This window comes from Geotalea uraniireducens (genome assembly GCF_027943965.1).
In the GTDB taxonomy this organism is placed as follows: domain Bacteria; phylum Desulfobacterota; class Desulfuromonadia; order Geobacterales; family Geobacteraceae; genus Geobacter; species Geobacter uraniireducens.
Genome location: NZ_AP027151.1, coordinates 1360759 through 1379327, shown reverse-complemented (window position 1 = coordinate 1379327; position 18569 = coordinate 1360759). Strand labels below are relative to the sequence as shown.

Sequence of the window (18569 nt, the reverse complement as noted above, 5' to 3'; positions counted from 1 at the left end):
TGTCAGAGCATTTTAGAGATTGAAGCAGACCATTTTGATATTCGTCATTTCTTCCATCGCATAACGCACCCCTTCCCGGCCGAGACCACTCTGCTTATTGCCGCCATACGGCATGTGGTCGACACGGAAGGTCGGGATGTCGTTGATGATCACCCCACCCACATCAAGGCGCCTGATCGCCTGGAATGCCTTGTTGATGTCGTTGGTGTAGACCCCAGCCTGGAGGCCGTACACCGAGTCGTCCGCCATTTCAAGGGCCTGCTCGAACGTCTCGCAGGACATCACGGTAACGATCGGGGCGAACACTTCGGAACAGACAACCTTCATCGACGGAGTTACACCGCTGAGCACCGTCGGTGTCAGACAGTTGCCGATAACCGTGCCACCGGTCTCGACCTTGGCCCCGAGAGACTTGGCTTCATCCAGCCAGCCGACGATCCTGTCGAGTTCCTCCCTGGAAATCATCGGTCCGATATCGGATTGCTTGTCCATCGGATCACCGACTTTCAGCTTGCCGGTTGCCGCGACAAATTTCTGCAGAAACTCGTCGTAACGGCTCTGGTGGACAAAAATCCGCTGTACCGAGATGCAGACCTGTCCCGAATTGGCAAAGCTGCCCACGACGCACCGGGCAACGGCGGCATCGATGTCCGCATCGGCATCAATAATGGTGGGCGAATTGGAGCCCAGCTCCAGCGTTACCCGCTTCAACCCGCTGCGAGACTTGATCTCGACACCGACCGGCGGGCTGCCGGTAAAGGTGATCATCGCCAGCCGGTCATCTTCGACCAGGCGGTTACCCACCACCCGACCGCTGCCGATCACGACATTGAGGGCGCCGGCAGGCAGGCCGGCCTCCTCCATCAGCTCTGCCAGCTTGATTGACGAAAGCGGCGTTTTGGTGGCCGGCTTAAGGATTACCGAATTGCCGGCGGCAATTGCCGGCGCTACCTTGTGGGCAACCAGGTTCAACGGGAAATTGAACGGCGTGATTGCACCAATGATGCCGATAGGGGTCCGGAGATAGAAGCCGAAGCGGCCGGCGGAGACCGGCGAGGCATCCATCGGCACCAGTTCACCGTGGGTGCTCCGCGCCTCGATGGCAGCAAAGGCAAAGGTCTCCGCACTGCGGTCGGCCTCACCCAAGGCGAATTTCCACGACTTACCAGCCTCCCGGGCAATGATCTCGGCAATCTCCTCCCGATCCCGTAAAATTAGTTCCGAAGTTCGGGTAAGAATTTCAGCCCGGCGATGGGCCGGCAATGCGGCCATCGCCGCGAACCCCGCCTGCGCGGCGACAATCGCCTCTTCGACATCGGTGAGGGATGCCTCGGGGACCACTCCGATCACCGAGTCGTCAAAGGGGTTGATGACATCGATCCCCGGACAGTTGTCTCCAGTCCATGCACCGCCAATGAGAACTTTGTATCGCTTCGCCATAAGGCCTCCTCTGCAGCTGAATTGAACGCTCCGCCTTGTCACCATGCGGTAAATGAGTATACTTGTTTACGGTCAACATTTTAACGTCGGAGCGGCACGTGACTACAAACCTGACAAAACAAGAGCAAGAAACCCTAATCACCGTTGCCAGAGAAACAATTATTCATTATATCGGAGAACGGGCCATCCCGCCGGTTGCCGACCCCGGCTCCGGCCTGCGGGCCTGCCGCGGGTGCTTTGTGACCCTGAAGCAGGACGGGACGCTGCGCGGCTGCATCGGCAGTTTCGTTACCGACAAGCCACTGTACCAGACCGTCCAGGAAATGGCCATAGCGGCCGCGACCCGCGACCCACGATTCTACCCGATGAAAACGGCAGATCTCGACAATTTCACCCTGGAAATTTCCGTATTGAGCCCATTGGAAAAAATTTCCTCCATCGATGAAATAGAGGTGGGCATCCACGGGATATACTTGGAAAAGAACCATTGCAGGGGCGTCCTGCTTCCGCAGGTTGCAGTGGAATATGGCTGGGACCGTTTGACCTTCCTGGGCCAGACCTGCCTCAAGGCCGGGCTCAAACGGGATGACTGGCAAGAAGGCGCCGATATTTACATTTTCAGCGCCCAGGTCTTCGACTGAATCGCCCGCACTGCCATTACGGGACCAACAGCAAAAATGGGGAGATGTATTCGACATCTCCCCATTTTTCATTGTACCGGCAGGATAAAGCAGCGGGGGCAAAATGCCCCCGCCTAACGGCATTAGAACTTCCGGCCGCCTTCTTCCGCCCATTTTTCGAGCATGGCGGTCGTGACCGATTTCGGCCGCTCAATGGCATAACCGAGACCGCGGTCCCAAACGATGTTGGCCATGCAGCCGAGGGCGCGGCCGACACCGAACAGAACAGTGTAGAAATCCCACTCGCGAACGCCATAGTACCACTGGATGACGCCAGACTGGGCATCGACGTTCGGCCAGGGGTTCTTGGCTTTGCCGTGCTCCATCAGAACGCCCGGGGCCACTTCGAAGATCATGCTGACCAGTTTAAAGAGCGGGTCGTTCGGGAGATGCTTGAGGCAGAACTCACGCTGCGAGGTGTAACGCGGGTCGGTCTTGCGGAGAACGGCATGACCGTAACCCGGAACGACCTGGCCGGCGTTGAGGGTGTCCCACAGCGCCTTGGTGACGTTTTCCTTGGTCGGCTCGACGCCTTCGCCGAGTTTTTTCTGGAATTCCATGATCCAGCCGAGCACTTCCTGATTGGCCAGACCGTGGAGCGGGCCAGCCAGGCCGTTCAGACCGGCGGAGTATGCATAGTAGGCGTCGGACAGCGCCGAAGCAACGAGGTGGGTGGTGTGGGCGGACACGTTGCCGGACTCATGGTCGGAATGGAGGATGAAGTACATCCGGGCGACGTCGTCATACGGTTTTACCTGGCCGATCTGGTGGGCGAAGTTTGCCCCGTAGTCAAGGCTCGGATCGACAGCGATCTGCTCGTCATTCTTATATTTGTAGCGATAGATGAAGGCGGCGATCGGTGCAATGCGGGCAACCAGATTGCTGGCGTCTTCATACATGTATTCCCAGCAGGTCATCTTGTTGAACTTGCCGGAGTTGTAGAACTTGCAGAATTCCGAATCCTTCTGCAGGGCGAGGATACCGACGGAGAGCATGACCATCGGATGGCTGTCTTTCGGCAGGGCGCGGATGGCGTCGAATACATACGCGGGGACTTTGCCGCGCTCTTTGAATTCGGCGACGACTTCGTCAACCTCGGCCTGGGTCGGGATATCACCGGTCAGCAGGAAGGACCAGAACGCCTCAACAGTCGGGTAATCTGAGCCGGCAGCCTTGGGCAGTGCTTCGAAGGTCTCGGGGATGGTCTTGCCACGGAAGCGGATACCTTCCTGGGGATCAAGATAGGAGATGTCGGTAACGAGGCTGCGAATATCGCGGGCGCCGCCGATACACTGATCGATGGTTACCTGGTCGATAAGTACCTTGCCGAACTCTTTTACCAGTCTGGTGGTGCGGGGACGGAACTCCTGGATTTTCTGGGTAAGTTTTTCCTTCAGTTTAGACATGTTGCATCTCCTTTCACCTTAGTGTGGTTTAATAAACAAAAACCAATCTCGCTTGTTGGTAACCTCTCCCCTTCCCTCCTTTCCGCTGATGATATGCGAAGACCTCTATGAACGTGATTTCGGCTGAGCCGATTTAGGTAAAGAGCCTGATGCGGGGCTTACCAACGAATGTTTACGCGTGGGGAAAATTGCTTTTTAGTATACTGTATACACTTTCAGTTGTAAAGGTTATAGCACCCAATTTTATTAAATTCAACAAAATTTTTTCCCTGGGAAAAAGTAGGAATTTCTAGAGGATAGTCAGTTCCTGACTGGAGCAGGTCAGCTGTTTGAGCCCTTCGAAATGGGAAAGGTAAAAGGTATTTTCGATGCCGATAGCTCCTTCACCGGGGAAAACGACCTTCGGCTCGAACGCGAAGACCATTCCCGGCTCAAAGAGCATCTCCTTGAAGCCTTTGGCAATAAACGGATATTCGTCGATTTCGATGCCGATCCCGTGACCGATGAAGGAAACCTGGGCGCCGCGATTCCCCATGAAACTGTCGGCATAGCCGAGATCGACGGCCAGGGCGAGACACGTTTCGTAGACATCCCCCCACGACACGCCCGGCGCCGTCAGCTCCATCATCCGCGCCTGGACTTTCAACATGTCGTCGTACGCTTGGCGCAACTGGGCTGAAATGCCGCCAATGGCAAAGACCCTGGTCTGATCCACCAGATAGCCATCCACGCAGCCGGCAAAGTCGACGATAATCGGCTCGTTCGGCTCGATCCGCTTGTAACCCGCCCCCTGACCGAAGCTGGGATTGAGGCCGAGACCGCCGAGCGGGGTATCGACATAGGCCGGGACCGCCGTATCGGTGCCGGAGAAGACATGGGCATAGAACAGTTCGGCATTGAACGCCCGCATCCTGACCAGCCCCTGATGCCCCTCTTTTCGGGCGATGAATTCCAGTTCGGCGGCCAGTTCCAGGTCGGTCATCCCGGCGCGAATCACCTCGCAGGCCCGCTGGCAGACCTTCTCCACCTGGACGGCGGCATCCTGAAGGATATGAATTTCGTACTTGCTCTTCACCATCCGCACCCGTCTGACCAGCGGGGTAGCATCGGCAAACGACGCCTCGGGAAACACCGTACGGTAGCGCTCGAAAAAGGAGACCGGCAGCACGTCGAACTCCATGCCGATCCGGACCGGCTGCCGATAGCCGTACTCGGCGAGCAGAGGCGGAATATCTTTCATGGAGCGGAACGGCACGACCTCTTTCAACCCCGACTCCATCCTCGCCCGGGGAAAATCCTTCCGGACCATGTAGAGCGGCTCTCCCTCTACCGGCACATAGAGCGTACCGTTCTGGATCGTCCCGGTAAAGTAGAACAGGTCGGCATTCTGCAGAATGATGACCGCATCGAGGCCGGCTTCCGCCATGAAGCGCTGCAGCTTGCCGATCCGGTATTCGAGTTCTTCACGTGGCGTTATGCGCATCGGTTGTCTCCGGAATCGTCCAGGTTGGCGTTACGCGCCTGTTTTTCCAGTTGGCGCCGTTTCCGGCCACCAAAGAATGTCTCCTCAACAATAAGGGCAACAAAGCATAACATAAAAAGGAGCAGCAGTATTCCCAGAATCTTTTCCCGCATCGACCTTCCTCTTCCGGCCTAAACCGGTTCTCCGTCATCGCCGAGCCCCAGCTCCTTGATGGCCATCTCGCGCAACTTGAACTTCTGGATCTTGCCCGAGGCGGTCATCGGATAGGTATCGACGAACTTGATGTATTTGGGGATTTTGTAGTTGGCGATCCGGCCGCGGCAGTAATTCCTGATGTCATCTTCGGTCAGCGTCGTTCCTTTTTTGACAATCACCGCCGCCATCACCTGCTCGCCGTACTTTCGGTCGGGGACGCCGTAGACCTGCACGTCGGAAATTCCCGGATGGGTGTAAAGGTACTCTTCGATCTCGCGCGGATAGATGTTCTCCCCGCCCCGGATGATCATCTGCTTGATCCGGCCGGTGATCTTGCAATAGCCATTCTCGTCCATTATCGCCAGATCGCCGGTATGGAGCCAACCGTCGGTGTCAATCACCTTGGCGGTCTCTTCCGGCATCTTGTAGTATCCCCGCATAACCATATAGCCCCGGGCGCAGAGTTCCCCCTGTTTTCCCGGCGGCAGTTCGGCCCCGGTTTCGATGTCGACGATCTTGACCTCGGCGCCGGGGAGTGCCCGGCCGACCGTCGAAACCCGCAGCTCGATGGAGTCCTCGGTACGGGTCTGGGTTATGCCGGGCGAAGATTCAGTCTGGCCATAGACGCTGGTGATCTCAGTCAGATTCATATCCTTGACCGCCCGCTTCATCACCTCGATAGGGCAGACGGAGCCCGCCATGATGCCGGTGCGGAGACTGGACAGGTCAAAGGACGCGAAGTCGGGATGTTCCAGTTCGGCAATGAACATGGTCGGCACGCCATGAACCGCGGTACAGCGCTCTTTCTCGATCGTCTGCAACACCCTGAGCGGATCGAAGGTCTCCACCGGCACCATGGTTGTGCCGTGGGTCACGCTGGCCATGACGCCAAGGACGCAGCCAAAGCAATGGAAGAACGGCACCGGGATGCAGAGGCGGTCCCGCTCGGTGAACTTCATGCACTCGCCGATATTGAAGCCGTTGTTGATAACGTTGAAATGGGTCAGCATCACCCCCTTCGGGAAACCGGTAGTCCCCGAAGTGTATTGCATGTTGATCACCTCGTGGCGGTCGAGGGTCGCCTCGACCGCGGCAAGCTCGGTATCGGCGGCGGCCTCCCCCAGCGAGAGGATTTCCCGGAAATTGCTCATCCCCGGCGGCGTCTCGTCACCGATGAAAACCACCCGCCGCAAATGGGGCAGCCTGGCGCTCGCCAGCCGGCCAGGCTCCGCCGCCGCCAGCTCCGGCACGACTTCGTTAAGGGTCGCCACATAATCGGTATCCTTGAACGAACCGACCAGGAACAGCGTACTGGTGTCGGACTGGTCGAGCAGATAGTGGAGCTCCGCCGATTTGTAGCTGGTGTTGACGGTGACCAGGACGGCACCGATTTTTGCCGTGGCGAACTGCAGAATGACCCATTCCGGGACGTTATAGGCCCAGATCGAGACATGATCGCCCTTCTTGACCCCGAGCCGGAGCAGTCCCTTGGCCACCTGGCGGCAAATCTCGTTAAAGGCGCGATAGCTGTAGCGGAGGCCGCGCTCGGGATAGACCAGGGCATCGTTGTCGGGATAGGTCGCGGCAACGTGCTCTAGCAGGGCACCAAGCGTAAAATCAAGCTGCTGGCTCATGGGATACCCCCTCTTTATTCCACCAGACCAAACAAATATTTAACACACTACAACTCATTGATTTAAGGAAGTTTTGATGAATTATCACGGCCTTCGTGACAAGTCAAGCTATTAGCAGGGGGGATAATTTTCTTTTGCGAATCAATCTTCCGTGTTACAAGTTTTTTAAAAAAAAGCTTGACAGTAGAGTTTCCTAATACTTTCGCTTAATTGCAAAAACGTATTGATTTTATTGGACTTTTTTCACTTCACACGTCCATTTTACCTGCCCATAATTTAGGCAATTTGCTATTTGCGGTTGTATTAATACACGTTTGTCACCTTATCGCTTTTTTATCCACAAGGGTTTCCACAATTTTTGTGGAAAGACGTGATAGATGCTGATTTTACAGTGTTTTTTACATAGTTGTAACAAAACTGCAATAATGTTTCGTTAGGATCGCCGCCAAGGAGCCACGAAACCTCATGAAAAATATTCTGATTATCGAAGACGAACGCGACTTGGCCGAACTGGTAGCCTTCAATCTGGAAAAGGAGGGATACCGCACCGTTGTCACCCTCGATGGGACCGGCGGCATGGAGGCGGCCCGCAGCCAGCTTCCCGACCTGATCATTCTCGACCTGATGCTGCCCGGGATGATGGGGACGGAAATCTGCAAGGTGCTGAAAAAATCGGAAAAGACCTCCCATATCCCCATCATCATGCTGACTGCCCGCGGCGAGGAGATCGACCGGGTGGTGGGATTCGAGGTGGGGGCCGACGATTACGTGGTGAAGCCGTTCTCGACGCGGGAACTGCTGCTGCGGGTGAAGGCGGTGTTGCGCCGGGCCAATCCGGAGAAGAGCGAAGGGAAAATCATCGTCATCGGCCAGATAACCATCGATACGGAACGACACCTGGTGACGATCGGCGACGAGGAGATCATCCTCACCACCACCGAGTTCAAGCTGCTCCTCAACCTGGCAGAACGGCTCGGCCGGGTGCAGAGCCGGGATACCCTCTTGAAGAACGTCTGGGGGTACAACTACGTCGGCGATACCCGCACCGTCGACACCCATATCACCAGGCTGCGGACCAAGCTGGGGACGGCGGGGGAACTGATCAAGACCGTCCGCGGCTTCGGCTACAAAATGGAGGAGATGTGAGATTTCCGATCCAGTGGAAGCTGATGGCTTCCTACCTGCTGCTCGTCCTTATGATCGGCGGCTCTTTCTTTTTCTATCTCGACCACACCCTCGCCACCCACCTGGAACAGGAAATTCGCGACAACCTGCAGAGCGAAGCGCGGCTCGCCCGACTGATCGCCCTCCGCGATTTCAACGACCTCAATCGTGACGCCCCCGCTGTTGCCGCCACCATCTCGCGGGAGATTCGCGCCCGGGTCACCATCATCCGCGGCGACGGCACGGTGGCCGGCGACTCGGACGTGACGCCGGAAAACCTGCCGAACCTGGAGAACCACCTCCACCGTCCGGAAGTGCAGGAAGCGCTGAAGTCCGGCCAGGGGAGCTCGATCCGCTATTCGGCCACCATCAGGACGCCGATGCTGTATGTCGCGCTCCCATTGCAGGCGAGCAGCGGCGAACGGGGCATCCTCCGCCTCGCCCTGCCGTTGACCGCCATCGAGGCCGCCCGGGCAAGCATCCGGACCCTGCTCGGCATTTCAGTCGTCATCTCGCTGCTCATCGCCCTCTGCCTCAGCTATGTCCTCTCCCGGGTCACCTCCCGGTCGCTCCGAACGATGACGATGCTCGCCACCCAGATCGGCCGGGGGAATTACAGCCGACGCATCCCCGTTTCCACCCGCGACGAGGTGGGGGAACTGGCTGGAGTGATGAACGAGATGGCCGCCCAGATCCAGCAGAACCTGGAACGGATATCCGCCGAGCGGAACAGGCTCGACACGATCCTGACCAGCATGGGTGAGGGGTTGATGGTGACCGATGCGCAAGGAAGGATCACCCTGGTCAATCCCGCCTTCTGTCGGCTCTTTTCGCTGGCGGAAAACGTGGAGGGGCGCCAAGTCATTGAAATCGCCCGCAACCCCGCCCTCAACGAGGCCTTCCGCGCCGTCAGCGCCTCCGGCAGCGAGCGGCTCGAAGAGATGACCCTCCACCTGGGAGAGGACACCCATCTGTTGACCCATTGGGTGCCGCTGCGCGAAGAAGGGGTGCTGCAGGGGATCGTCGCGGTCTTCCACGACATCACCGATCTGAAGAAGCTGGAAAACATCCGCCGCGACTTCGTCGCCAACGTTTCCCACGAACTCCGGACCCCGGTCACGGTGATCAAGGGGTACGGGGAAGCGCTGCTCGGCGGGACCCTCGAAAACGACCCGGAACGGGCACGGCGCTTCGTCGAGATCATCTACAGCCACTCGGAGCGGCTCGCCGACCTGATCGGCGACCTGCTGACCCTCTCCCAACTGGAATCGGGGACCCTGACCCTCGATCTGACGCCGCTGCAGATCGAACGGGCGGCAGGCCATGCCGCAGGCCTCCTGGAACAGAAGGCGGGCCGGAAGCAGATCACCATCAATACCGCGGCCCTGGCCGGCGCACCGGCGATCCTCGCCGATCCCGGCCGGCTGGAGCAGGTGCTGATCAACCTGCTCGACAACGCCATCAAATACACGCCGGCGTCAGGAACGATCTCCTTCATCACCGCCGAAGAAAACGGCATGCTCCGGATCGGCGTCAGGGACACCGGCATTGGCATCCCGCCCAAGGACCTGCCGCGGATATTCGAACGGTTCTACCGGGTGGATGCCGCCCGTAACCGGGACGAGGGGGGGACCGGCCTCGGCCTGTCGATCGTCAAGCATATCGTTCAGCTGCACGGCGGCACGGTGGCGGTGGAAAGCGAGCCGGGCAAGGGCTCGACCTTCTGGATATCCCTCCGCAAGGCCTGAGCGGCCGGCTCGACAGCAGTGCACCCCAGGGGGACGGGCAACCGTTCCCCTTTTTTGCGTCACGGCACCACCACCCCGCCCGAGACGACGAATTTCACCGCCTCTTCCACGCTCATCCCGCTCTCCTGCACCTCCTCCTCGCGAAAGAACAGGGCAAAGCCTGAAGTCGGGTTCGGCATGGTCGGCACGTAGACGACCACCAGCCGCTCGCCGTTCCGGTCGACTTCGGCGGTGACGAAGCCGACCGCGCGCACCCCCGGCCGGGGCCACTCGACAAAAACTGCCCGCCGGTAGGAGGTCTTCCCCTCCTGGAACACCTGGGTCAGCTGTTTGCTGGAGGTGTAGATCGACTTGACGAGCGGGATGCGCGCCAGCACCTTGTCCCACCAGGCGAGCACCCGTCGGCCGAGCACGTTGGTCGCCACCAGCCCGGTCCCGTAGATCACCACCGCGCCGGTCAGCATCCCGAGCCCCGGCACATAGTAGTCATGGTGGGTCAGGGCGATGAACAGCCGGTCGAGATAGCTCCCGAGGATGCCGTCGGCAAAATTGAAGAGGAACTTGAGGATGAACAGGGTGATGCCAAGCGGGACAACGATGACCAGCCCGGTGACGAATCGTCCCCGAAGATGGGCAATGACTTTCTCCATACAAAGGTACCTCGCACTGGGTTACGAAATCCTTACCGCACGATACTCCGCGGCGCCGCAAAGTCAATAGTTTCCCACTTCTCACCGTGAATACATCCGGCTGTAACAATCCTCGGCTAGGATACCGCGTGACCAAAAGAGAGGAGAACCTGCATGTGGAAAGAAGATGTCATCGATCTGAAGCTGACCAAATTCTTCGAAGTATCGGCCCGGGCCCTCTTGAGCCTGCTGATCGTCGCCATTCTCCTGGCGATCCTGGCCGGCATCATCTGGACCTTTTTCGATCTCCGGCTGGTCTTTGCCCACGATTTCCACGGAGCATTCAAGACGATTCTCGTCGACGTGCTGACGGTACTCGCCATCGTGGAAATCCTCCGGACGGCGCTGGCCTATTTTTCTGAAGGCCGGGTCAAGGTGACCTACATCATCGACACGGTGCTCGTCACCGTCCTTACCGAGGTGATGGCCTTCTGGTACCGGGAAGTCGAATGGGAAAAGATCGCCATGGTGATCGCCCTCGTGCTGTCCCTGGCGGCAGTCCGGATCATTGCCGTCCGCTTCTCGCCCCGTCGCCAGCGCGAGGAGCTGTAGCGCCGCCGGCTAACTCGCGGCGCGGCGGCGAATTTACCCATTTTTGCGGAATCCGTAACCTGATCGTAACAATTGGCTGGCTATTATTACGCCAGGTAAACAACCCCCAAGGAGGAATACATGTTCAAGTCTCTTCGCAAAGGAATCGCCCTGCTCGCCCTGGTGGCGGCAACGGCGGTAGCGGGACAGGCCGGGGCCGAAACCCTGATCAACGGCGCCGGGGCCACCTTCCCCTACCCGATCTACTCCAAGTGGTTCAGCGAGTACGCCAAGATCGACACCTCGGTGAAATTCAACTATCAGTCGATCGGCAGCGGCGGCGGCATCAAGCAGATCACCGCCCAGACCGTCGATTTCGGCGCCAGCGACAAGCCGCTCTCCGATGAAGAGCTGAGCGCAGCGGCAGCGGCCGGCGGCAAGCTTCTCCATATCCCGACCGTCATGGGTGCGGTGGTCGTCACCTACAACCTCCCCGGCGTCGGCAAAGGTCTCAAGCTTACCCCCGAAGTGCTGAGCGACATCTACTTCGGCAAGATCACCAAGTGGAACGACCCGCGGATCGCCGGCATCAACCGCGGCCTGCGGCTCCCCAGCTCCCCGATCGTTGTCGTCCACCGTTCCGACGGCAGCGGCACCACCGCCATCTTTACCAACTACCTCTGCAGCGTCAGCCCGGAATGGAAAACGAAAGTCGGCACCGGCACCTCGGTCAAGTGGCCGATCGGTCTCGGCGGCAAGGGTAACGAAGGGGTCGCCGGCCAGATCAAAACCACGGCCAACAGCATCGGCTACGTCGAACTCGCCTATGCCTTCGAGAACAAGCTCCCCTACGCCTTCCTGAAGAACCAGGCCGGGAACTTCGTCGAGCCGTCCATCGCCTCCACCAGTGCCGCCGCTGCCGGCGCCGCCAAGCACATGCCGGCCGACTTCCGGATCGCCCTGGTGAACCAGCCGGGCAAGAATGCCTACCCGATCGCCGGCTTCACCTACCTGCTCGTCTACCAGCACCAGAAGAACCACGAGAACGGCAAGAAACTGGTCGAGTTCCTCCACTGGGCGCTGAACAGCGGTGAAAAGATGGCCCCGGCGCTCCTCTATGCGCCGCTCCCCGTCAACGTCAAGAAGATGGTCGAGAAGACCATCAAGACCATCAAGTACTAGGCGGTACCCGACGAGGCCCGGCCGGCCGCAGCGTGGCTGCGCTCCCGGTCGGGCCTTTTTCCTGCACGGCGGAATATTACAGTAACGTTAAGAAACCATCACAACCAGGACAATACCATTACGGCACATGCAGCAACAGGAACCGCCATGGAAAGCAACCCCGGTGAAACAGCCATCAAACGGCCGACAGGCACAACTACGGAGGACCCGGTGTCAACGGAAGTATCGTTCCGCAGAATGAAGCTGCCGAAAGGGCTGAACGGCGATCTGCTCTTCAAGGGGATCACCGTCCTCTTCGCCTTCAGCATTCTCGCCATTATCGCCCTGATGATCCTGGAGATGGCCGACCAGAGTCTTCCGGCCATCAGGAAGTTCGGCTGGAGCTTCGTGGGCGGCAGCGACTGGGACGCGGTCCAGGGGATCTTCGGCGCCCTCCCCTACATCTGGGGGACGGTCGTTTCGTCGATCCTCGCCCTGCTCCTTGCGACCCCGCTCGGCGTCGGTACCGCCATCTTCATTACCGAGATCGCTCCGAAGCGGTTCGGCGGGGTGGTGGCCTCGCTGGTCGAGCTGCTGGCGGCGATCCCAAGCGTCATCTACGGCCTCTGGGGGGTGCTGGTGATGGCTCCCTGGCTGCAGCAGACGGTCCAGCCCTACCTGATCGACCATTTCGGGTTCCTCCCCTTCTTCCAGGGAGCCCCCTACGGGGTGAGCATGATGGCCGCGGTGATCATCCTGATGATCATGGTGCTGCCGATCATCACCTCGATCACCAAGGAAGTGCTGCAGGCGGTCCCCCAGAACCAGCGGGAAGCGGCCATCGCCCTCGGCGCCACCCGCTGGGAGATGATCCGGATGGCGGTCCTCCCCTACGGCCGCTCCGGAATCCTCGGCGCGGTGATCCTCGGTCTCGGCCGGGCAGTCGGCGAAACCATGGCGGTTACCATGGTGATCGGCAACACCCCGCAGATCTCGCTGTCGCTCCTCTCGCCCGGCTACACCATGCCGAGCGTTATCGCCAACGAGTTCAACGAAGCGACTTCGGCGCTCCATAGCGCCGCACTGATGGAGATCGGCCTGATCCTCCTGGCAGTGACCCTGATCATCAACGTCCTGGCTCGGCTGCTCCTCTGGAGCATGACCCGCAAGACCGCCGTCGGAGGTGCGAAATGAACAGGCTGACCATCCGATCGCTGAAAAACGCCCTGATGATGCTCCTGCTGGGGGTGGCAACGCTGACCGTCCTGCTGCCGCTGGTGATGATCTTCGTCCATATCGTCAAGATGGGGATCAGCTCGGTTTCGCCCGACTTCTTCACCCAGATCCCGGCGCCCCCGGGCGAGAGCGGCGGCGGCATGGCCAACGGGTTGGTCGGTTCCGCCATTCTGATCGTCCTGGCCGGCGGCCTCGGCATCCCGGTCGGCATCTTCGGCGCCATGTACCTGGTCGAATACGGCGGCAGCCGGATTTCCAGCGGCATCCGCTTCGCCGCCGACGTCCTGTCGGGTGTCCCGTCGATCATCACCGGGATGGTCGCCTACACCCTGATGGTGGTGCCGATGAAGGGCTTCTCGGCGCTGGCCGGCGCGGTCGCCCTGGCGCTGATCATGATCCCTATCGTTCTCCGGACCACCGAGGAACAGCTGAAGATGGTCCCCGACACCCTGCGCGAGGCGTCGCTGGCACTCGGCGTCCCCCTCTGGCGGACCAGCCTGCGGGTGACCCTGCGCAGCGCCCTGAAAGGGGTGCTGACCGGCATTCTGCTGGCAGTTGCCCGGATCGCCGGCGAGACGGCGCCGCTCCTCTTTACCGCTCTCGGCAACCAGTTCTGGAGCAAGAAGCTGACCGAGCCGATCGCCGCGCTGCCGCTGCAGATCTTCAATTTCGCCATCTCCCCCTACGACGATTGGCATCGCCTCGCCTGGGCGGGGGCACTGGTCCTGGTAACGCTGATGTTTGTCCTGAGCCTGACCGCCCGTTTCCTGGGGCGGAACAAGTACCAATCGTAACGTATCGACCGGCGGCAGGCCACTCGCCGCCCCGACAAAAGGAAGACCATGAACGCCAAGGTAAAAATCTCCGATCTGAACGTCCACTTCGGTTCGACCCATGCCGTCAAGGGGGTCAGCATCGACGTCCCCGAAAACACCGTCACCGCCATCATCGGCCCCTCCGGCTGCGGCAAGTCGACAGTCCTCCGCTCCCTCAACCGGATGCACGACCTCTTCCCCCAGGCCCGGGTTACCGGCAGGATTCTCCTCGACGGCGGCGACATCTACGACCGCGGCGTCGATCCGGTCGTCATCCGCCGCCGGGTCGGGATGGTCTTCCAGAAGCCCAATCCGTTTCCGGCCATGTCGATCTACGACAACGTCATCGCCGGCTACAAGCTGAGCGGCCGCCTGAAGAAGAGCGACGCCGACGAGATCGTCGAATCGAGCCTCAGCCGGGTCGCCCTGTGGGACGAGGTGAAGGACCGGCTGAAGAGCAGCGCCATGGAACTCTCCGGCGGCCAGCAGCAGCGGCTCTGCATCGCCCGGACCATCGCCGTCAAACCGGAGGTGATCCTGATGGACGAGCCCTGTTCGGCTCTCGACCCGATCTCCACGGCGAAGATCGAGGAGCTGATCAGCGAGCTCAAGGAACGCTACACGGTGGTCATCGTTACCCATAACATGCAGCAGGCAGCGCGGGTTTCCGACTTCACGGCGTTCCTCTACATGGGCGAGCTGATCGAGTGCGACACGACGCGCAAGATCTTCACCACCCCGGAAAAGAGCCAGACCGAGGACTACATCACCGGCCGATTCGGCTAACCGGGCCAGCCGGCCCGCAGTCCCCCCGTGACAACCACGGGGATTATCGGCTATAATCGACGGCATGCCGGCCGGCAGCATCACCGGCACCGTCTCCCATTACCCGACCTTGAGGAACCACATGGAAAAGGAACACATCATCAAGCAGTACGACGCCGAACTGAACGCCATCCGCGCCAAGCTCCTGGAAATGGGCGGCAAAGTGGAGGAAATGATTGGCGCGGCGATCAAGGCGCTGGTGGAGCGCGATTCGGACCTGGCCCGCAAGACCATCGCCATGGACCACGAGATCAACCACCTGGAGATGGAGATCGACGAGAATTGCCTGCAGGTGCTGGCGCTCCGCCAGCCGGCGGCCCGCGACCTCCGCTTCATCACCCTGGCGCTGAAGATCGTTACCGACCTGGAGCGGATCGGCGACCAGTGCACCAGCGTCGCCAAGCGGGTGGTGGAACTGAACGAGGAGCCGCCGCTCAAGCCGTACATCGACCTCCCCCGGATGGCCAAGGCCGCCGGAACAATGGTCAAGGAGGCGCTCGACGCCTTCGTCCGCGGCGACGAAGCCCTGGCGCTCAAGGTCTGCCGCGACGACAACATCGTCGACCACCTGAACGAGCAGATCCAGCGCGAACTGCTGACCTTCATGCTCGAAGACCCGGGGACCATCAGCCGGGCCCTCCGGCTCAACTACATCTCCAAGTACCTGGAACGGATCGCCGACCACGCCACCAACGTGGCCGAAATGGTCATTTTCATGCTCAAGGGGAAGGATATCCGCCATATGGCTCCCCCCTCGTCGCCGGAGATCGCCTGATCCCGCCACCCCGGCCGGGGACGAGCCATTCGTCCCCGGTTGTTCTTTCCCCCGCCTTCTGCCCAATCAATCCCCAATTACCGCCATCTTCCATAGCGCGCCCAGATTCATCCCCCGACAAGGGAGGGAGGGACGTGCCGTCAGCATGGTTAATGAACGAGAAGTTCAACCATTAACCCCACTGTAACCGCCTGGTAACATGACTCTCCTATAGTGCCAAATAACGTAATCACCGAGGCGGAGGCATGGAAAACAGGAGCACCACATTCCCGAAGGTCCGTGAAATAGCCAAACCCGTCACCACCATCAGCGCCGAACTGCCGGTGCGGGAGGTGGTGGCGCTCTTTCGTGCCGACCAGTCACTGCCGGCGATCCCGGTAACCGCCGATGAGCGCTTCGTCGGCCTGGTGGACCGCCGGACCCTCTTCTTTCGCCAGCTCGCCGGGCCGTATGCCATGGAGCTGTTCGGCCGGAAACCGATCAGCCAGCTGCTCGACCGCCCGGCAGCAGCCCTGGAGCCCCACCTCGACGTCAACCACGCCCTGAAAAAGCTGCTCGAACTGGACCCGACCCTGGAAGTCGATTCGGTGGCGGTGGTCGACAACGGCACCTGCCACGGGGTCGTGGCCGTGTCCGACCTGATGATGGCCATTTCCGACTGCCAGGCGCTGCTGTTGAGCACCCTCGAACGGCTCAGCGCCCGGATTCGCGACGAAGTGGACAAGGCAGCCGCCATCCAGCAGGCGCTGCTCCCGCCCCCCACCGGCAGCTTCCCGGGGATCGAGATCGGTGCCGGGCTGACCACCTCCAGCGAGGTGAGCGGCGACTTCTACGATTACTTTCCCTGCGGCGGCAACCGGGTGGGGCTGGTGATCGGCGACGTCAGCGGCCACGGCGTCCAGGCGGGGATGGTGACCACCGCCGCCAAGGCCGCCCTCCATACGCTGGCCGCCCAGGGGACCGCCACCCCGCGCGACTTCCTCTGCGGAATGAACAAGGCGATCCTCGCTACCGCCAGGCAGTTCCTGCTGATGAGCTGTATCGTGGCGATCATCGACCCGGCCGGCGGCGAGCTCTGCATCGCCAACGCCGGCCACAATTTTCCCTATCTCTGCCGCCAGCGGCAGGGAGAAGCGGAGCTGCTGGAGATCGTCTCCGGCTTCCCGCTCGGCTTCGATGCCAACTGCGTCTACAGCGAATACCGCACCACCTTTGCCGCCGGCGACCTGCTCTTCCTCTACACCGACGGAATCGTCGAATGCACCGACGCCGCCGGCGAGGAGTTCGGCTACGGCCGTCTGGAAGAGCTGCTCCGCCGGGGGAGCGAGCTGAGCCCGGTCGCCCTGCGGGACGAGGTCCTTGCCGCCGCCCGGCGGTTCAGCGGCTCGAAAGTATTTGCCGACGACGTGACCATACTCATCGCCGCCGGCCGCAACATTGCCCCCTACGAGGAGCCGACCCCATGACCAGCGCCCCGATTCTCGCCCTGTTCCGTTCCGGCGCCGACCGGGACCGCTGGTCGCCGGTTCTTGCCGCCCTGCCGGCGCCCTGCCGGACCATGCACAGGCTGACCGGCGACGACCTGACCGCCGGCGACGCTCCGCGGCTGGCGATCGTCTCCGCCGCCGCCTACGCTGCCGCCCCGCACCTGTCGGCGGCACTCCGCAGCCGCCACCCGGCAGCCGAGCTGCTCCTCCTCGCCGCCGACGGGGAGCAGCCGCCGCTCCACCGGCTCTTCGACGACCGGATTCGCCATCTGGTCATCAACCCCGACGGAGGGGGGGCGGCGCACGCCGACGAGCTCCGGCTCTTCCGGCTGGCGGTGGAAAAGCTCCTGCGCGGCGAGAGCTGGCAGGTCGGCGACTACCTGCAGCCGGGGGCAGCAGTGTTCGAATTCCCGCTCTCCTGTTCGTGCCAGAAGGAAGAGATCATCGACCGGCTGGAGCGGCTGATCCCCGATTCGGCCGACGCCGGCTCGCTCCGGCAGCGGGCGGCGCTGCTCGCCGACGAACTGTTGGAAAACGCCATGTTCGGCGCCCCCCGCGACCCGAACGGCACCGCCCTGTTCCGCAAGGGGACGGACCGGCCGATCGGCCCGGAGGAAGCGATTCGCTTCCGCTTCGGCCTGGACGACCGGACCCTGGCGATGGAGGTCGAAGACGGCTGGGGAAGCCTGGCGCCGGAGGAAGTGCTGGCGCACCTGGCGAAGAACGAGGCCCGGCAGCTCCTCGAACCGACCGCCGGTGGCCGGGGACTATTCATCATCTGGCGTTTTCTCGACCGGCTGCACGTCACCATCACCCCGGGGCGCCAGACGGTGATCGGCGGCCAGATCAGGCTCGGCGAGCCGCTCACCGAGCGTCCCCCCCGGGGATTTCACATTTCGGCCCACTGACCGGGCCCGACCAAGGAGTAACCATGAACCGACCATTCGACATCCAGATCACCAGAAAGGCCGCCGCCGACCAGATCGAACTCAGCGGCACCATCGACGCCCACGCGGAGAAGCCGTTGCAGAACCTACCGGCGCTGATCGGCCAGCCGCTGGTTCGCTTCGACTTTTCCGGCGTCAGCCGGATCAACTCGATGGGGATCGCCTTCCTCCTCCGCTGCTTCAAGGCGATCCGCGAGGAGCGCCAGGCGGAGATCCGGCTGACCGGGCTCAGCCAGGTGAACAGCATGCTCTTCAAAATGACCGGCATCTTCATGCTCGGCAGCCCCGAATAACCGGGGCGGCCGTCGGACGACCGCTGCCGGCCGCCGCCCCCCGGCGCCGGCGCCAAGGAG

Annotated in this window: 18 protein-coding genes; 12 read left to right on the top strand and 6 right to left on the bottom strand. The window is 60.9% G+C overall.

Translation table 11 applies throughout. From position 1 onward, the window contains the following. Positions 1-12: 12 nt before the first annotated feature. The gene (locus QMN23_RS06370; protein ID WP_282002730.1) at positions 13-1440 is read right to left on the bottom strand and encodes an aldehyde dehydrogenase family protein; all 1428 of its coding nucleotides are present in this window, start codon (positions 1438-1440) and stop codon (positions 13-15) included. A gap of 62 nt (positions 1441-1502) precedes the next feature. Here QMN23_RS06370 and amrA point away from each other — a divergent pair, with 62 nt between their 5' ends. Then, positions 1503-2081 carry an AmmeMemoRadiSam system protein A gene (gene amrA, locus QMN23_RS06365; protein WP_282002728.1) on the top strand — a complete coding sequence of 193 codons (579 nt, stop codon included), beginning with the start codon at positions 1503-1505 and terminating at the stop codon, positions 2079-2081. A gap of 122 nt (positions 2082-2203) precedes the next feature. On the opposite strand, the gene QMN23_RS06360 is transcribed toward amrA, so the two are convergent. The 4 genes from QMN23_RS06360 to QMN23_RS06345 form a co-directional block, all read right to left on the bottom strand. Continuing rightward, positions 2204-3526, bottom strand: coding sequence for a citrate (Si)-synthase (locus QMN23_RS06360; protein WP_282002726.1), 1323 nt, complete (start codon positions 3524-3526; stop codon positions 2204-2206). A 289-nt stretch (positions 3527-3815) separates the two neighbouring features. After that, positions 3816-5009, bottom strand: a complete 1194-nt coding sequence (locus QMN23_RS06355; RefSeq protein ID WP_282002725.1) for a M24 family metallopeptidase — start codon at positions 5007-5009, stop codon at positions 3816-3818. Then, positions 5000-5161 (bottom strand): hypothetical protein, encoded by a 162-nt coding sequence (locus QMN23_RS06350; protein WP_282002723.1) that lies wholly within the window; start codon positions 5159-5161, stop codon positions 5000-5002. Before QMN23_RS06350 ends, QMN23_RS06355 begins: the two co-directional genes overlap by 10 nt. Before the next feature lie 18 nt (positions 5162-5179). Continuing rightward, positions 5180-6838, bottom strand: a complete 1659-nt coding sequence (locus tag QMN23_RS06345; protein WP_282002721.1) for an AMP-binding protein — start codon at positions 6836-6838, stop codon at positions 5180-5182. A gap of 465 nt (positions 6839-7303) precedes the next feature. Here QMN23_RS06345 and QMN23_RS06340 point away from each other — a divergent pair, with 465 nt between their 5' ends. Both QMN23_RS06340 and pnpS read left to right on the top strand, forming a co-directional pair. Then, positions 7304-7984, top strand: coding sequence for a response regulator (locus QMN23_RS06340; RefSeq protein WP_282002719.1), 681 nt, complete (start codon positions 7304-7306; stop codon positions 7982-7984). Continuing rightward, the gene (gene pnpS / locus QMN23_RS06335; protein WP_282002718.1) at positions 7981-9750 is read left to right on the top strand and encodes a two-component system histidine kinase PnpS; all 1770 of its coding nucleotides are present in this window, start codon (positions 7981-7983) and stop codon (positions 9748-9750) included. Before QMN23_RS06340 ends, pnpS begins: the two co-directional genes overlap by 4 nt. Before the next feature lie 59 nt (positions 9751-9809). On the opposite strand, the gene QMN23_RS06330 is transcribed toward pnpS, so the two are convergent. Further along, the gene (locus tag QMN23_RS06330) at positions 9810-10400 is read right to left on the bottom strand and encodes a DUF502 domain-containing protein (RefSeq protein WP_282002717.1); all 591 of its coding nucleotides are present in this window, start codon (positions 10398-10400) and stop codon (positions 9810-9812) included. A 153-nt stretch (positions 10401-10553) separates the two neighbouring features. On the opposite strand from QMN23_RS06330, the gene QMN23_RS06325 reads away from it, so the two are divergent. The 9 genes from QMN23_RS06325 (at position 10554) to QMN23_RS06285 (ending at position 18509) form a co-directional block, all read left to right on the top strand. Next, the gene (locus QMN23_RS06325; RefSeq protein ID WP_282002715.1) at positions 10554-10991 is read left to right on the top strand and encodes a phosphate-starvation-inducible PsiE family protein; all 438 of its coding nucleotides are present in this window, start codon (positions 10554-10556) and stop codon (positions 10989-10991) included. A gap of 120 nt (positions 10992-11111) precedes the next feature. Next, a complete protein-coding gene (gene pstS / locus QMN23_RS06320) occupies positions 11112-12152 on the top strand; it encodes a phosphate ABC transporter substrate-binding protein PstS (protein WP_282002713.1) in 1041 nt (346 codons plus the stop codon). Positions 12153-12389: 237 nt separating this feature from the next. Next, positions 12390-13325: a phosphate ABC transporter permease subunit PstC gene (gene pstC / locus QMN23_RS06315; RefSeq protein ID WP_282003823.1), complete on the top strand. Its 936-nt coding sequence runs from the start codon at positions 12390-12392 to the stop codon at positions 13323-13325. Then, complete coding sequence (pstA, locus tag QMN23_RS06310) at positions 13322-14161, top strand: phosphate ABC transporter permease PstA (RefSeq protein ID WP_282002710.1); 840 nt, start codon at positions 13322-13324, stop codon at positions 14159-14161. Before pstC ends, pstA begins: the two co-directional genes overlap by 4 nt. Before the next feature lie 48 nt (positions 14162-14209). After that, positions 14210-14968 carry a phosphate ABC transporter ATP-binding protein PstB gene (gene pstB, locus QMN23_RS06305; RefSeq protein WP_282002708.1) on the top strand — a complete coding sequence of 253 codons (759 nt, stop codon included), beginning with the start codon at positions 14210-14212 and terminating at the stop codon, positions 14966-14968. A 121-nt stretch (positions 14969-15089) separates the two neighbouring features. Next, positions 15090-15782: a phosphate signaling complex protein PhoU gene (gene phoU, locus QMN23_RS06300; protein ID WP_282002706.1), complete on the top strand. Its 693-nt coding sequence runs from the start codon at positions 15090-15092 to the stop codon at positions 15780-15782. A 245-nt stretch (positions 15783-16027) separates the two neighbouring features. Beyond that, complete coding sequence (locus QMN23_RS06295) at positions 16028-17248, top strand: PP2C family protein-serine/threonine phosphatase (protein WP_282002705.1); 1221 nt, start codon at positions 16028-16030, stop codon at positions 17246-17248. Beyond that, the gene (locus QMN23_RS06290; RefSeq protein ID WP_282002703.1) at positions 17245-18177 is read left to right on the top strand and encodes a hypothetical protein; all 933 of its coding nucleotides are present in this window, start codon (positions 17245-17247) and stop codon (positions 18175-18177) included. Before QMN23_RS06295 ends, QMN23_RS06290 begins: the two co-directional genes overlap by 4 nt. 23 nt (positions 18178-18200) lie before the next feature. After that, complete coding sequence (locus tag QMN23_RS06285; RefSeq protein WP_282002701.1) at positions 18201-18509, top strand: STAS domain-containing protein; 309 nt, start codon at positions 18201-18203, stop codon at positions 18507-18509. Positions 18510-18569: the final 60 nt, after the last annotated feature.

Bases quoted from the DNA above. Each gene is read 5' to 3' on its own strand.
- QMN23_RS06370 (WP_282002730.1), bottom strand. From the start codon at position 1,440: ATGGCGAAGCGATACAAAGTTCTCATTGGCGGTGCATGGACTGGAGAC.
- QMN23_RS06360 (WP_282002726.1), bottom strand. From the start codon at position 3,526: ATGTCTAAACTGAAGGAAAAACTTACCCAGAAAATCCAGGAGTTCCGT.
- QMN23_RS06355 (WP_282002725.1), bottom strand. From the start codon at position 5,009: ATGCGCATAACGCCACGTGAAGAACTCGAATACCGGATCGGCAAGCTG.
- QMN23_RS06350 (WP_282002723.1), bottom strand. From the start codon at position 5,161: ATGCGGGAAAAGATTCTGGGAATACTGCTGCTCCTTTTTATGTTATGC.
- QMN23_RS06345 (WP_282002721.1), bottom strand. From the start codon at position 6,838: ATGAGCCAGCAGCTTGATTTTACGCTTGGTGCCCTGCTAGAGCACGTT.
- QMN23_RS06340 (WP_282002719.1), top strand. From the start codon at position 7,304: ATGAAAAATATTCTGATTATCGAAGACGAACGCGACTTGGCCGAACTG.
- QMN23_RS06330 (WP_282002717.1), bottom strand. From the start codon at position 10,400: ATGGAGAAAGTCATTGCCCATCTTCGGGGACGATTCGTCACCGGGCTG.
- QMN23_RS06325 (WP_282002715.1), top strand. From the start codon at position 10,554: ATGTGGAAAGAAGATGTCATCGATCTGAAGCTGACCAAATTCTTCGAA.
- pstS (WP_282002713.1), top strand. From the start codon at position 11,112: ATGTTCAAGTCTCTTCGCAAAGGAATCGCCCTGCTCGCCCTGGTGGCG.
- pstC (WP_282003823.1), top strand. From the start codon at position 12,390: ATGAAGCTGCCGAAAGGGCTGAACGGCGATCTGCTCTTCAAGGGGATC.
- pstA (WP_282002710.1), top strand. From the start codon at position 13,322: ATGAACAGGCTGACCATCCGATCGCTGAAAAACGCCCTGATGATGCTC.
- pstB (WP_282002708.1), top strand. From the start codon at position 14,210: ATGAACGCCAAGGTAAAAATCTCCGATCTGAACGTCCACTTCGGTTCG.
- phoU (WP_282002706.1), top strand. From the start codon at position 15,090: ATGGAAAAGGAACACATCATCAAGCAGTACGACGCCGAACTGAACGCC.
- QMN23_RS06295 (WP_282002705.1), top strand. From the start codon at position 16,028: ATGGAAAACAGGAGCACCACATTCCCGAAGGTCCGTGAAATAGCCAAA.
- QMN23_RS06290 (WP_282002703.1), top strand. From the start codon at position 17,245: ATGACCAGCGCCCCGATTCTCGCCCTGTTCCGTTCCGGCGCCGACCGG.
- QMN23_RS06285 (WP_282002701.1), top strand. From the start codon at position 18,201: ATGAACCGACCATTCGACATCCAGATCACCAGAAAGGCCGCCGCCGAC.